The sequence below is a fragment of the Delftia lacustris genome, from assembly GCF_040267515.1.
Lineage (GTDB): Bacteria > Pseudomonadota > Gammaproteobacteria > Burkholderiales > Burkholderiaceae_C > Comamonas > Comamonas tsuruhatensis.
Map to the genome: position 1 here is coordinate 6,806,474 of NZ_CP141274.1, position 14,007 is coordinate 6,820,480.

The window sequence follows — 14,007 nt, forward strand, 5'->3', positions numbered from 1 at the left end:
CTTGTGATGGTGTGCGGGATCAGCGGGGCGCCAGCGCAAGCTCGCGCACGGCCGTCTTGAGCAGCTTGCCCACGGGCGAGCGCGGCAGGCTGGCGTGAAAGTGGATGCGCTTGGGTGTCTGCACGGGGCCCAGGCGCTGGCGCACGAAGGCGATCAGCTCGGCCTCGTCCGGCCGCTGGTCGGGGCGCAGTTCGGCGCGCAATTGCACGGCGGCCTGCACGGCCTCGCCCCAATGGTCGTCGGGGATGCCGAAGACCACGCACTCGTGCACGGCCGGATGCTGGCCCAGGGCGTTTTCCACATCCACGGGATAGACGTTGAAGCCGCCCGTGATGACCAGGTCCTTCAGGCGGTCCTTCAGGTGCAGGTAGCCCTGCGCATCGATCAGGCCCCGGTCCCCCGTGTGCAGCCAGCCGTTCACCAGGGTCTCGGCCGTCTTGCCTGGCAGGCGCCAGTAGCCGCTCATCAGCAGATCGCCGCGCGCCACGACCTCGCCCACCTCGCCCCGGGGCAGAAGGCGGCCGTCGGGCGCCATGATGGCCAGGTCGCTGAACCAGGTGGCCCGGCCCACGGAGGTCCACAGGCCTTCGTCCTCGAAGTCCTCGGGCCGCATGGCCGTGAGGATCTGCGGCGCCTCGGTCTGGCCATAGGTGGTGGCCAGCACGGGGCCGAAGAAGGCGCGCACCTGGCGGATTTTCTCGGGCGGCATGGCGGCGCCGCCGTAGATGAGGCGGCGCAGGCCGGGGAAGTCCGCACGGCTGGCGCCCGGCAGAGCCATCAGCATGTAGATCAGGGTGGGCGGCATGAAGCACACGGTGCCGCCGCGCAGGGCAAAGGCGCTGCGCACGGCCTCGGCACCCGCACCATCCAGCAGCACATGGCAGCCGCCCTGCGCCAGGATGGGCAGCAGGTAGGTGGACGTGCCATGCGTGATGGGCGCGGCCATGACGTAGCGGTCATGTTCATCGAACCCCCAGGCCTGGATCTGGTTGGCAATGCCGGCCATCCAGGCGCGGCAGGGCTGCATCACGCCCTTGGGCAGGCCCGTGGTGCCGCCCGTGAACTTGATGGCCTGGATGGCATCGGCGGGCAGTTCGGGTGTCACAGGCAAAGCGCCGGTCTGCGCCTGCTCCAGGGCCGCCGTGCCCTCGCCCAGCACCAGGTGGATGCCCGGCGCCCCTTGCACCAGTGCAGCGCCGCCGGCATCGCACAGCACGATGGAGGGCTCGGTGGCATCGATGATGCGGCGCACCTCGGACTGCGTGCTCTTGGGATTGAGCGGCACCCAGACCTTGCCGCTGGCCATCACCGCCAGCAGGGCGGCGACATGGTCTGCGCTGTTGCCCGCGCAGATGCCCACGCGGCTTTGCACGGCGGGCTCCAGCGCCTGCAGGCCGGCCGCCAGCGCGGCCACCTTGCGGGCCAGCGCGTCATAGCGGATGCAGCCGCCCGGCGCGTCGATGGCGATGCGCTGCGGCCAGCGCTCGGCCGCGCGCCAGAAAAAATCAATGGGTTGCATGGGGGTCGTCTCCTTGTGGGGCGGTTGTGTCGAGCTTGTGCCGAACGTGTGCCGAACTACTGGGCGGTGGCGCCCGAGGCCTTGACCACCTCGCGCCAGCGCCTGATCTCCGACGCCGCAAAGCTGCGCATCTGCGCCGGGGTGCCGGGCTCGGGCGTGGCGGCCATCTCGCCCAGGCGCTGGCGCAGCTCGGGTGCGGCCAGGGCGGTGTTCAGGGCATGGTTCAGGCGCTCGATCACGGCGGGCGGCGTGCCCGCAGGGGCGGCCAGGCCGAACCACGACTGCACGTCGAAGCCCGCATAGCCCGACTCCGCCAGCGTGGGCACATCGGGCAGCAGCGCCGAGCGCCGGGCGCTGGTGATGGCGATCGCGCGCAGCTTGCCGGCCTGCACGTGGGGCAGGGCCGAGGGCGCGTTGTCGAACATGGAATCCACCTGCCCGCCCAGCAGGTCGGTGATGGCCGGTGCGCTGCCCCGGTAGGGCACGTGCAGCATGCGCAGGCCCGACAGCTGCCGGAACATCTCGCCCGACAGGTGGATCGACGAGCCGCTGCCCGACGAGGCGAAGCTGATGCCCTGCGCACTCTGCCGGGCATGGCGCACATAGTCGGCCACGTTCTGTATGGGCAGGCGCGGGTTGACCACGAGGATGTTGGGAATCTTGGCGATCAGGCCGATGGGCTCGAAGTCCTTGACCGGGTCATAGCCGAGCCGGGGGTAGAGCGAGGCATTGATGGTGTTGGCAATGGTGTAGACATACAGCGTGTAGCCGTCCGCAGGCGCCCGCGCCACGGCCTCGGCGCCCACATTGCTGTTGGCGCCCGTGCGGTTGTCCACCACCACGCTCTGGCCCAGCTGCTCGCCCATCCGGGCGGCCACCAGGCGTGCGATCACATCGGTGGCGCCGCCGGCCGCATAGCCCACCACGAGCCGCACGGGCCGGGCAGGCCAGGCCGCCGGCTGCGCCAGCACGGGCGCGGGCGCCAACGCCACGGTCGCGACGGTCGCGGCGGCCATGCCGGCCAGGGCGCAGGTGAAGGAACAGGCCAGCAGGCGCCGGCGCGCCCACGGATTGAAACGGGCAGGGGTTGTCATGTCTTGTCTCCAGGTGATCGTTCTGATGTCCGCTGATGTCTGCTGATGTCCGCTCATGTCTGCCTGTGTGGGCTTTCGACGGCCTGCGGCACACTGCGCGCTGCACGCAGGCCCTTTTCTGCCCTGCCTGCAATCACCGGGAAATTCTTTTCCATGCCTTCGCGCAGCACCAATCCAAACGTCCGGCCAGCGGACATTCCAGTCTCCGCCGACGATGCCGGCAGCCGCACCCTGCGCCGTGGCCTGCAGGTGCTGGACGCCGTGCTGGCCGCAGGCCGCGAAGGCCTGCGCGTCGCCGACCTGTGCCGCGCCACGGGGCTGGAGCGCGCCACGGTGTACCGCCTGCTGTCCACCCTGGTGGACAGCGGCTATGTGGCGCACAGGGGGCGCTTCGCCTATGCGGCCGGCCACCGGCTGGCGGCCACGGCCGCCAGCGCGGGCCAGCCCAACATGGCCGTGCGGCTGCAGCCCGTGCTGGAGCGCGTGAGCGCGGGCTGCGCGGACGCGGCCTTTGCCATCGTGCGCGAAGGCGCGGCATCGCACTGCATCGCCCGCCATGTGGGCACGCATCCGGTGCAGATCCTGGTGATCCAGGTGGGCACGCGCCAGCCGCTGGGCGTGGGAGCGGCGGGCCTGGCCCTGCTGGCCGCCCTGCCCGATGCCGAGGTGCAGGCCGCGATGGCGGCCAACGCGCCCGTGCTGGAGCAGTACGGCGGCATGACGCCCGAGCGCATGGCCCTGCTGGTGAAGGCCACGCGCCAGCGCGGCTGGTCCGTCATCGGCAACCATGCCACGCGCGGCGTGCTGGCCGTGGGCATGGCGGTGCGCAATGCCGAAGGCGAGCCCGTGGCCGCCGTCAGCGTGGCCTCCACGCTGGAGCGCATGCCCGGCGAGCGCCAGAAGCTGATTGCGCGCTCGATAGGCGAGGCCCTGGCGGCCCTGCTGCCGCGCGGCATCTGAGGCCAAGCCCCGGTCTGCACCGACAATCGGCGCTGCACACCACAAGCGCCGCCCCCATGGAACTGAGACAACTCCGCTACTTCGTCCGCATCGTCGAACTGGGCTCCATGAGCCGCGCCGCCCTGGACCTGGACATGGTCCAGTCCGCGCTGAGCCAGCAGGTCAGCCGCCTGGAAAGCGAGCTGTCCACCCGGCTGCTGCAGCGCACGCCGCGCGGCGTGGTGCCCACCGAGGCGGGCGTGGCCTTCTTCCGCGAGGCCCAGCTCACGCTGCGCCATGCCGAGCAGGCCGTGCGCAGCGCGCAGCAGGCGCGGCTGTCGGGCTCGGTCAGCGTGGGCCTGGCGCCCACCACCTCGGCCATGCTGGGCCTGCCCATGATGCAGGCCATGCGCGCGCGCTACCCCGATGTGCGCCTGCACATGGTGGAGGGCATGTCCGGCCACCTGACCGACATGCTCAATGCGCGCGCGCTGGACATGGCCGTGCTGTTCGACGCCCGCCTGCACGGCGGTCAGGCCCGCGCAGGCGGGCGGCGCTGGCAGGTGCACCCGCTGATCGAGGAGGAGCTGTTCCTGATCCGCGCGCGCGGCCACCACCCCGAGCCGCTGCCGCCGCAGATGGCGCTGGCCGACCTGGCCGGCGAATCGCTGATCCTGCCCACGGGCCTGCACGGCCTGCGCAGCACGCTGGACACGGCCTTCTCGCAGGCGCGCTTCACGCCGCATCTGGTGCTGGAGGTGGACTCGCTGTCCATGGTCATGGCGGCCGTGGATGCGGGCCTGGGCAGCACGGTGCAGCCCTGGGCCTCCATGGGCCGCTATGCCGATGCCGCGCAGCGCTTCGAGTGGTCGCGTATCACGGACAAAGATGCCCTGCGCACCAACTTGCTGTGCAGCCTGTCCGAGGATGAGCTGTCGCCCGCCGCCCTGGCCGCGCGCGTGGTGCTGATCGACTGCGTGCGCCAGCTGCTGCGCGGCGGCGCCTGGGCCGGCACGGCCCTCATCCATCACGAAGACTGATACCCCCATGCCGGAGGGCCCCTGCCCGCCGCGCTGCGTTCTCCCTACATTCGCAATCCCCACGATGGCGAATGCAAGGAGAACTCCATGGACCCCGATGTCCTGGTCATAGGCGGCGGCAATGCCGCCCTGTGCGCGGCCCTGATGGCGCGCGAGGCAGGCCGCAGCGTGCTGCTGCTGGAGGCGGCGCCGCGCGACTGGCGCGGCGGCAATTCCGGCCACACGCGCAACCTGCGCTGCATGCACGACGCGCCCCAGGACGTGCTGGTCGAGGCCTACCCCGAAGAGGAGTTCTGGCAGGACCTGCTCAAGGTCACGGGCGGCATCACCAACGAGCACCTGGCGCGCATGGTGATCCGTGCCTCCTCCACCTGCCGCGACTGGATGCGCCGCCACGGCGTGCATTTCCAGCCGCCGCTGTCGGGCGCTTTGCACGTGGCGCGCACCAATGCCTTCTTCATGGGCGGCGGCAAGGCCCTGGTCAATGCCTACTACCGCAGCGCCGAACGGCTGGGCGTGCAGGTGCGCTACGCGTCGCCCGTGGACCGGCTGGAGATCGAGGACGGCGAGTTCAAGGCCGCCTGGGTGGGCGAGCAGCGCATCACCGCAAAGACCTGCGTGCTGGCGGCGGGCGGCTTCGAGTCCAACCGCGAGTGGCTGCGCGAGGCCTGGGGGCAGAACGCGCGCGGCGAATGGCCGTCCGACAACTTCCTGATCCGCGGCACGGCCTTCAACCGCGGCGTGCTGCTGCGCCACCTGCTTGAGGACCATGGCGCCGACCGCATCGGCGACCCCACCCAGGCCCACATGGTGGCCATCGATGCGCGCGCGCCGCTGTACGACGGCGGCATCTGCACGCGCATCGACTGCGTCTCGCTGGGCGTGGTGGTCAACCGCGAGGCCGAGCGCTTCTACGACGAGGGCGAGGACTTCTGGCCCAAGCGCTATGCCATCTGGGGCCGCCTGGTGGCCCAGCAGCCGGGCCAGACCGCCTGGTCCGTCATCGACGCCAAGGCCATAGGCCGCTTCATGCCGCCAGTCTTCCCGGGCGTGCGCGCCGACTCCCTGCCCGAGCTGGCACGCAAGCTGGGCCTGGACGAGGAACGCTTCATGCAGACCCTGGATGCCTACAACGGCGCCTGCCGCGTCGGCCACTTCGATCACACGGCGCTGGACGACTGCCACACCGAGGGCCTGGCGCCCGCCAAGACCCACTGGGCCCGCCCCATCGACACGGCGCCCTTCTACGGCTACCAGCTGCGCCCCGGCGTGACCTTCACCTACCTGGGCCTGGAGACCGACGACACGGCGGCCGTGCGCTTTGCCGGCCAGCCCAGCACCAGCCTGTTCGTGGCCGGCGAAATGATGGCCGGCAACGTGCTGGGCAAGGGCTATACGGCCGGCGTGGGCATGTCCATCGGCACGGCCTTCGGCCGCATCGCGGGCCGCAACGCGGCCCTGGCCGCCACGGGCCACCCCGCCGTGCGCGGCGCAGTGACAGAGAAGGCTTGACCGAGATGCAGACCCTGAACGCCCTGGCCCAAGAAGCCCAGGACCTGGCCGCCGGCCGGGTCATTCCCATCCTGCCGGTCTCCACCGAAACCGCCGCCGAAGGCGAGGTGGCGCGTGCCCTGCAGATCTGCAACGCCTGCCGCTACTGCGAAGGCTTTTGCGCGGTCTTCCCGGCCATGACGCGGCGCCTGGAGTTCGGCAAGGCCGATGTGCACTACCTGGCCAACCTGTGCCACAACTGCGGCGCCTGCCTGCATGCCTGCCAGTACGCGCCGCCGCATGAATTCGCCATCAACATCCCCAAGGCCATGGCCGAGGTGCGCGGCCAGACCTATGCCGACTACGCCTGGCCGCCCGCCCTGGGGCGCCTGTACCAGAGGAACGGGCTCACGCTGTCGCTGGCCCTGGCCGCAGGCCTGTCGCTGTTCCTGGTGCTGGCCGTGGCCCTGCAGGGCGGCCCGGGCCGGCTGTGGGGCGCCGACCTGGGCGCCAACTTCTACAACCTGTTCCCGCACAACCTGCTGGTGGGCATCTTCGCGCCCGTGTTCCTGTTCGTGGTGCTGGCGCTGGCCATGGGCGTGCGCCGCTTCTGGAAGGACGTCAAGCCCGCCACCGGCGGCGTGGACGTGGGCACGCCGGCGGCGGCCGAGGCCGCGCACGACGTGCTGCGCCTCAAATACCTGGACGGCGGCCACGGCGAGGGCTGCCACAACGAGGACGATGCCTACACCCTGAGCCGCAGGCGTTTTCACCACCTGACCTTCTACGGCTTCCTGCTGTGCTTTGCGGCCACGGCGCTGGCCACGGTCTACCACTACGTGTTCGGCTGGGCCGCGCCCTACGAATTCCCCAGCCTGCCCAAGCTGCTGGGCGCCGTGGGCGGCACCAGCCTCATGCTGGGCACCGCAGGCCTGTGGCGCCTGAACCGCAGGCGCCACCCGCTGCATGGCGACGCGCGCCAGAAACCCATGGACCTGGGCTTCATCGCCCTGCTGTTCCTGGTCGCGGCCAGCGGCATGGCGCTGTGGCTGGGCCGCGGCACGCCGGCCCTGGCCCTGCTGCTGTGCCTGCACCTGGGCGCGGTGATCGCCCTGTTCGCCACCCTGCCCTACGGCAAGTTCGCGCACGGCGTGTTCCGCACGGCATCCCTGCTGCGCCACAACACCGAAAAGCGCCAGCCCAGCCCCATCGGGCTGGGTGCCGACTAGCCGCATCCGCCCCGATTCCCAGCCAATGACGGAGACAACCCCATGATGAACAAGCGCAACTTCCTGCACGCCACCGCCCTGGCCGCCTCCCTGCTCGCACTGGCCGCCAGCGCGCAGGCCCAGGACTTTCCTCCCAAAAAGCCCGTGTCCCTGGTCGTGGGCTTCGCCGCCGGCGGCGCCGCAGATGCGGCCGCGCGCCTGATCGCCAAGAAGCTGGGCGAGAACATCGGCCAGAGCGTGGTGGTGGAGAACAAGGGCGGCGCGGGCGGCAACATCGCCCACCAGCAGGTGGCCAATGCGGCGGCCGACGGCTCGGTGCTGCTGTTCGGCTCGGTGGGGCCGCTGACCATTGCGCCGCACCTGATGAAGCTGCCCTACGACCCCTTCAAGGACCTGGCGCCCATCTCGGGCGGCGTGAACTTTCCCAACGTGCTGGTGGTGCACAAGGGCGCGGGCGTGAAGACCCTGGCCGAGTTCGTGGCCAAGGCCAGGAAGAACCCGGGCACGGTGGACTACGCCTCGACGGGCGCGGGCTCGGCCTCCCACCTGGCAGGCGAGCTGTTCAACCAGCGCGCGGGCATCGACATGGTGCACGTGCCCTACAAGGGCGGCGCGCCCGCGCTGCAGGACCTGCTGGGCGAGCGCGTGACCAGCTACTTCGCAGCGCCGCCCACGGCCCTGCCCCACATCGAGGCCGGCAAGCTGATCCCGCTGGCCACCACGGGCCTCACGCGCCCGGCGTACATGCCCGACATCCCCACGGTGGCCGAAGCCGGCTATCCCGGCTTCGAGGCACTGAACTGGTATGCCTTCGTGGCACCGGGCAAGACGCCCAAGCCGATGCTGGACCGCTGGAACACCGAGATCGTCAAGGTACTCAATGACCCCGGCGTCAAGGACGCGCTGAACAAGCACGGCCTCACCCCCCAGCCCACCACGCGCGCCGAGTTCGCGGCCTTCATGAAGAAGGAGTACGAGCAGTGGGGCAGGCTGGTCAAGGAGCGAAAGCTCACGGCGGAGTGAGCGGCTTGCGCACGTTCAGAGCTTGATCGGCTTGCGTGCCACGGGGGCTGCAAAGCCCGCGCACAGGCGGTTCCAGACATTGATGCTGCCTATGGCATAGGTCAGCTCCACCATCTCGCGCTCGCTGAAATGCGCGCGCAGCGCCTCGAAGTCCTGCTGCTCGGGATGGGCCTGGCTCAGGCGCGTGCAGCGCTCGGCCCAGTTCAGGGCGGCGCGCTCGCGCCCGTCGTAGAAATCCACCTCGGGCCAGGTGACGATGCTGTTGATGCGCTGCAGGTCCTCGCCCCGGGACAGCAGTTCGCGCGTGTGCATGTCCACGCAGAAGGCGCAGCCGTTGATCTGCGAGACGCGCAGGAACACCAGCTCCAGCAGCTGGATGCCCAGGCTGGACTCGTGCAGCAGCGCGTTGATGCCGGCCTGGGCCTTGTACAGCTCAGGGGCGACGGCCTGGAAGTTCAGGCGCGGCGTGGGGGCGGCAAGAGGACGGGCGCCGGTGGCAGCGGAAGACGAAGCGGTCATGGAAAACACTCCTTGAGGGATGTAGCAGCCGGCCGGAATGGCTGGCCCATACCTTCAAGACGCGCGGGGCGTGCGCGTTGTGACAGCGTTGGTGAAAATTCTTTCGCAGCCCCGGCCCCCATCGCCCGTTCCCCCCGGCTGCCCCTCAATCCGCCACGATGCGCCGCTCCGTGGCGATCTTGCGGTACAGGGCGTTCTCGGCCGCGATCTCGTGCGCGAACTCCTCGGGACGGTTGCCGATCACGCGCGAGCCCGTGTCCTCGATCTGGCGGCGCACCTCGGGGCTGGCCAGCGCGCGCTGGGCGGCCGCATGCAGGCGCGCCACAATCTCGGGCGACAGCCCCTTGGGGCCGTAGATGCCATAGAAGGCGCTGCGGTTGACAGGCTCCAGCCCCAGCTCCTTGAAGGTGGGCACCTGGGGCAGCTGGGCCAGGCGCTCGGGCGCGGCCACCGCCAGCGCGGTGAGCCGGCCCGCCTTGATGAAGGGCAGGGCCGAGGGCAGGTTGTCGAAGACGATGGGCACCTGGCCCGCCACCGCATCGTTGAGCGCGGGGCCCGATCCCCGGTAAGGCACATGCGTGAGCGACAGCCCCGAGCGGCTGGACATCAGCTCCATCAGCATGTGGCCTATGGAGCCCGTGCCCGCCGTGCCGTAGGCATGCTTGCCGGGGTTCTTCTTCACCTCGTCCACGAAGGCCGCAAAGCTCTGCGCCTTGAAGCCCGGATGCACGGCCAGCACATTGGGCGTGGCCGCAATGTTGGTGATGGGCGTGAAATCGGTGAGCGGGTTGTAGGGCAGGCGCGGGTTGATGGCCGCATTGGTGGCCGTGGTGGACACGGTGGCCACGCCCAGCGTGTAGCCGTCGGGCTGGGCGCGCGCGGCCTCGTGCGCGCCGATGGCGCCTCCGCCGCCGCCCTTGTTGTCCACCACCAGCGGCTGGCCCAGGGCCTCTGCCATGCGCGGCGCGATCGCGCGCGCCACGATGTCGGTGGTGCCGCCGGCCGCAAACGGCACGATCAGGCGCACCGGGCGCGTGGGATAGGCGCCGGCATCGGCCGCCATGGCGCCCGGTGCGGCGCCTGCGGCCAGCAGCAGGGCGCACAGGCTGCGGCGTGAAGTGAAGTGGTTCATGGGATGTCTCCTGGGAATGGCTGTGTTTTGAACGGACGGTGGAGGTTTCTGTCAGGCCGATGCGCGGCGCACGATGTGCGAGCGGTCCAGCGCGCCGCAGGAGGAGGCGCCCAGCATGGCCAGGTTGCGGTCCACCTCGTCGCGCAGCAGGCCGATGGCGTGCAGCACGCCGGCCTCGCCGCCCACGGCGGCGGCGTAGTTGAAGGGCCGGCCCACCAGCACCATGCGCGCGCCCAGCGCCACGGCCTTGAGCACATCGGAGCCGCGCCTGAAGCCCCCGTCGATCAGCACGGGATAGTCCGGCCCCACAGCCGCCACCACGTCCTCAAGAATGCGCATGGCCGACACCGCGCCGTCGAGCTGGCGCCCGCCATGGTTGGACAGCACGATGCCGTCGGCCCCCACGCGCCGCGCCTGCAGCGCGTCCTCCACGCTGAGCACGCCCTTGATGACCAGCGGCCCCTTCCAGCGGCGGCGGATGGCCTCGATGTGGCGCCAGCTCAGGTGGTCGCGTGCCGAAAAATCGCGCATCACGCTGGACGACATGATGGGCGCGCCGCGCGTGGCAAAGGAGTTCTCGAAATGCGGCATGCCGTGGCGCAGCAGCGTGCGCAGGAAGGTGCCGGCCACCCAGCCCGGGCGCACCATGCCGTCCCAGGCCAGGCGCAGGCTGGGCTTGAGCGGCGTGGAAAAGCCGGTGCGGATGTTGTTCTCGCGGTTGGCGGAGATCGGTATGTCCACCGTCACCACCAGGGTGCGAAAGCCTGCGCGCTCCACGCGGTCGATCAGCGCGTCGATGCGGGCCTGGTCACCGGGGATATAGGCCTGGAACCAGGTGGCCGGGCTCTCGCGCGCCACCTCCTCCATGGGGATCAGCGAAGTGCCGCTCATCACCGACACAATGCCCGCGCGCTGGGCCGCGCGGGCCAGCACCAGGTCGCCCCGGTAGGTGGACAGCGCATTGATGCCCATGGGCGCAATGCCGAAGGGGCTGGCATAGCGCTCGCCGAACAGCTCCACGGCCTGCGAGCGCTGCGACACATCGGCCAGCACGCGCGTGGTCAGGCCCCATTCGCCAAACACCTCGCGGTTGTCGCGCAGCGAGGCGTTGTCCTCTGCCGCCCCGGCGATGTAGCCGAAGATGGGCCGGGGCAGCCTGCGGCGCGCGGCTTCCTCGAAATCATGCAGCGACAGCATGCGGCGCAGCACGGCCGGGGCGCGCGGCGCCGGCAGGGCGGATGCCGAAGGCGTGGAGGCAGAGGCAGAGGAGGAAGCGATGGCGGCCATGGTGCGGACCTCGGAATGTTCAGGAACCGGCGCCACTGTAGGCCGCGCATCCATTGAATGAAAGTGGATTATTTAGAATGCACTTGTTCGCTTTTTGCCAATGACAAGCCCATGTCCACACCCTCGGTCAAGCAGCTCGAAGCCTTCTGGTGGGCCGCCACCTGCAGCAACTTCGCCACGGCCGCGCAGCGCGTGCACCTGTCCGTGTCCTCGCTGTCCAAGCGCATCACGGAACTGGAGTCCGCGCTGGGCCAGCCGCTGTTCGACCGCAGCGGCCACCGCGCCGTGCTCACCGACGCCGGCCAGCGCCTGCTGCCCGCCGCGCTGGAGGTGCTCAACGCCATGGCCGCGCTGGGCCAGGCCCTGGACACGCGCGAGGCACTGGCCGGGCATTGCCGCTTCGGTGTGGGCGACCTGTCGGCGCTGACCTGGCTGCCGGCCTTCGTGGCCGCCGCGCGCCAGGCCCATCCGCAACTGGTGCTGGAGCCCCATGTGGACGTGGGCGGCGTGCTGGAGCAGCGGCTGGACGACGGCGAGCTGGACTTTGCCGTCATCGCGGGCCGCTCCTCGCGCAGCAGCCTGCTGTCCCGCCCCGTGGGCGCCGCACGCTTTGCCTGGGCCGTGGCCCCCGGCCTAGCAGGCGCGGGCCGCCTGGGCGCCACGGCCCTGCTGCAGCGTCATGCGCTGGTCACCCTGCCCCCGCAGGCCGGCACCACGCGCCTGCTGGACGACTGGCTGCTCGCCCAGGGCGCCAGCGTGCGCGAGCGCATCCTGTGCAACAGCTGGGGCGCCGTGGCCGGCATGCTGCGCGCCGGCCTGGGCGTGGGCTTCCTGCCCACCGGCTGGATCGCCGCCCTGGGCCTGCGCGCCGTCGGGGGCGCCCATCCCAAGGCCGCCCTCGCTCCCCTGCACTACGCCTTCCAATGGCGGCGCGGCGACGCCCGCGCCCTGATCCCGGCCATGCAGCAACTGGCGCAGGCGCAGGTCGATTTCACGGTGATGCCGGGGTTGGTGGGTGCAGGGCCAAACGCCTCGCCGCATCACACTCGCAGCAAAGGCCATCCAGCCGAAATCGGGCAAGATGGCACTTGGAAGCAGACCTCCCGTAACCTGTACGACACAGACGAAGATGCCGCCTGCCATCGCTGAAGTCATTGAAATCCAGGGCCGCTCCGAGCAAGGCGCGCAAAAGCCGTTTCTGTGCCGGGCCGACGATGGCCAGACCTACTACGTCAAAGGACGGCAGACGGATCGGTCCAGCCTGTGCAACGAGTGGATCTGTGCACATCTGGCCGTGCAGTTGGGCCTGCCGCTGCCGCCCTTCAAGCTGCTGCATGTCAGCCAGGAACTTCTGGACGAGGCGCCCAGGCCATGGCGTGAATTGGGCTGCGGCATAGCGTTCGGCTCGCAGCGTCATCCCGGATGCATCTGGTTCGACAAAGCCCAGATCCTGCATGTACCGCAGGACCTGCAGGCCAGCATCCTCGCCTTCGACTGGTGGGTACAGAACGTGGACCGCATGGACGGCAACTCCAACCTGCTGTGGGATGCGCATCGCAGCGCATTGGTGGTCATCGACCACAACCTGGCCTTCGACCCGCATCTGGACGCCGCAACCTTTATCGAGAATCACATTTTCAGAGGCTGCTGGCAGAAGACAGATCTTGTGTCGCGCGACCGGCTACAGGATCAACTTTCCGAGGCGATGGATGCCGCTTTCCGCTTTGCCTGCGACAATATTCCACCGGAATGGCATTGGAACAACCCGGAATGCGACATCCCCGCCAGGGTGGACATCAATGCCATTGCCGCGACGCTTGCGAAGTGCAAATCGCCCGACTTTTGGAGGTTCACATGAAGCCTCTTGCCTGCCGCTATTCGATAGTCCAATTTGTCCCGTATGCCGAGACCGGCGAGTTCGCCAACGTCGGCATTGTGCTGACCTGCCCGCAAAGCGGGTACTTCGGTTTTCTGCTGCAAAGCCGTAAGTCCAAGCGCGTCACCGATTTCTTCGATGCGCTTGACAGGGATTTTTACAAGAGCGCAGTCAAGGCCGTGGAGGAAGAGTTGTCGCGGCTCGAGACTCTCGCCCACAGCCTTGCGCCGCAGGCGAAGACAGATGCTTTGAGGGGGATGATGGCCGCGCTCGAGCAGCCACGCGAAGCCATTGTGCGCTTCAGCCCCGCCAGAGTGGTGCTCACCCAGGATCCGGCCCGGGAGTTGCAGCAGCAGTTCGACCACTATGTCGACCATGCTTTTGCCACGCCCGAGTACGTGGAACGCACGATGAACGAACGCCTGAGGGCTTTGTTGGGCGGCCTCGAATTGGATGCGCCGTTCAGGCCGGCGCGCATAGGCAACGAATACGTCAGTGCCCGGTTCGACTTCGTGCAGACGGTGGGCGACAAGCCCCGGAAGATCATCAAGGCCCTGCATCTGGGCCAAAGCGATGCCAACGACATTGCTGCGCATGGCGACGTCTGGACCGGCAAGATCGCGCGACTGATCCGGCAGCGTGAATTGCCCGGAGACATCCTCGTCAACGTGAACCTGCCTCCACAGGACAAGCAGGCTCACAGGGAAGTCAGCCAGGACATCATGCGGGAGCTCGAGCACCACAAGGTGATCGTGGTGGCTGGCGAAGGCCAGTCCGCCATGCAGAGCATCAAGGAATTCGCGCAGCATTAGGCGCGGCCCTGCGGACCGCGCGTTTACTGGGCACAGCGCCGTCCAG

At 69.5% G+C, this 14,007-nt stretch carries 13 protein-coding genes; 8 read left to right on the forward strand and 5 right to left on the reverse strand.

Annotated features, from left to right (window positions below):
• Window positions 1-19 precede the first annotated feature (19 nt).
• Both U6958_RS32580 and U6958_RS32585 read right to left on the reverse strand, forming a co-directional pair.
• Window positions 20-1,519 carry a class I adenylate-forming enzyme family protein gene (locus U6958_RS32580; RefSeq protein WP_074923598.1) on the reverse strand — a complete coding sequence of 500 codons (1,500 nt, stop codon included), beginning with the start codon at window positions 1,517-1,519 and terminating at the stop codon, window positions 20-22.
• A 56-nt stretch (window positions 1,520-1,575) separates the two neighbouring features.
• Window positions 1,576-2,613 (reverse strand): tripartite tricarboxylate transporter substrate binding protein, encoded by a 1,038-nt coding sequence (locus U6958_RS32585; protein WP_046986853.1) that lies wholly within the window; start codon window positions 2,611-2,613, stop codon window positions 1,576-1,578.
• A 153-nt stretch (window positions 2,614-2,766) separates the two neighbouring features.
• Here U6958_RS32585 and U6958_RS32590 point away from each other — a divergent pair, with 153 nt between their 5' ends.
• From U6958_RS32590 to U6958_RS32610, 5 genes are all read left to right on the forward strand, one after another.
• Window positions 2,767-3,573 carry an IclR family transcriptional regulator gene (locus U6958_RS32590; protein ID WP_016449568.1) on the forward strand — a complete coding sequence of 269 codons (807 nt, stop codon included), beginning with the start codon at window positions 2,767-2,769 and terminating at the stop codon, window positions 3,571-3,573.
• Between the two features lie 56 nt (window positions 3,574-3,629).
• Window positions 3,630-4,592: a LysR substrate-binding domain-containing protein gene (locus U6958_RS32595; protein ID WP_012202727.1), complete on the forward strand. Its 963-nt coding sequence runs from the start codon at window positions 3,630-3,632 to the stop codon at window positions 4,590-4,592.
• 87 nt (window positions 4,593-4,679) lie between these two features.
• The gene (tcuA, locus tag U6958_RS32600) at window positions 4,680-6,104 is read left to right on the forward strand and encodes an FAD-dependent tricarballylate dehydrogenase TcuA (RefSeq protein ID WP_074923597.1); all 1,425 of its coding nucleotides are present in this window, start codon (window positions 4,680-4,682) and stop codon (window positions 6,102-6,104) included.
• Window positions 6,105-6,109: 5 nt separating this feature from the next.
• Complete coding sequence (gene tcuB / locus U6958_RS32605) at window positions 6,110-7,312, forward strand: tricarballylate utilization 4Fe-4S protein TcuB (RefSeq protein ID WP_074923596.1); 1,203 nt, start codon at window positions 6,110-6,112, stop codon at window positions 7,310-7,312.
• Between the two features lie 42 nt (window positions 7,313-7,354).
• Window positions 7,355-8,335: a tripartite tricarboxylate transporter substrate binding protein gene (locus tag U6958_RS32610; protein WP_016454008.1), complete on the forward strand. Its 981-nt coding sequence runs from the start codon at window positions 7,355-7,357 to the stop codon at window positions 8,333-8,335.
• Window positions 8,336-8,350: 15 nt separating this feature from the next.
• On the opposite strand, the gene U6958_RS32615 is transcribed toward U6958_RS32610, so the two are convergent.
• The 3 genes from U6958_RS32615 to U6958_RS32625 form a co-directional block, all read right to left on the reverse strand.
• Complete coding sequence (locus tag U6958_RS32615; protein ID WP_026062516.1) at window positions 8,351-8,854, reverse strand: carboxymuconolactone decarboxylase family protein; 504 nt, start codon at window positions 8,852-8,854, stop codon at window positions 8,351-8,353.
• Window positions 8,855-8,999: 145 nt separating this feature from the next.
• Entirely contained in the window at window positions 9,000-9,986 is a 987-nt protein-coding gene (locus tag U6958_RS32620; protein ID WP_074923595.1) for a tripartite tricarboxylate transporter substrate binding protein BugE, read from the reverse strand.
• Window positions 9,987-10,037: 51 nt separating this feature from the next.
• Window positions 10,038-11,273 carry an alpha-hydroxy acid oxidase gene (locus tag U6958_RS32625; RefSeq protein ID WP_061289028.1) on the reverse strand — a complete coding sequence of 412 codons (1,236 nt, stop codon included), beginning with the start codon at window positions 11,271-11,273 and terminating at the stop codon, window positions 10,038-10,040.
• A 111-nt stretch (window positions 11,274-11,384) separates the two neighbouring features.
• Here U6958_RS32625 and U6958_RS32630 point away from each other — a divergent pair, with 111 nt between their 5' ends.
• From U6958_RS32630 to U6958_RS32640, 3 genes are read left to right on the forward strand one after another with little or no spacing between them, the layout of a single operon-like run.
• Entirely contained in the window at window positions 11,385-12,422 is a 1,038-nt protein-coding gene (locus U6958_RS32630) for a LysR family transcriptional regulator (RefSeq protein ID WP_074923594.1), read from the forward strand.
• The gene (locus tag U6958_RS32635; protein ID WP_074923593.1) at window positions 12,403-13,131 is read left to right on the forward strand and encodes a HipA family kinase; all 729 of its coding nucleotides are present in this window, start codon (window positions 12,403-12,405) and stop codon (window positions 13,129-13,131) included. The genes U6958_RS32630 and U6958_RS32635 overlap by 20 nt, the downstream gene beginning before the upstream one ends.
• Complete coding sequence (locus U6958_RS32640; protein WP_074923592.1) at window positions 13,128-13,961, forward strand: DUF3037 domain-containing protein; 834 nt, start codon at window positions 13,128-13,130, stop codon at window positions 13,959-13,961. The genes U6958_RS32635 and U6958_RS32640 overlap by 4 nt, the downstream gene beginning before the upstream one ends.
• The last annotated feature ends 46 nt before the right edge of the window (window positions 13,962-14,007 follow it).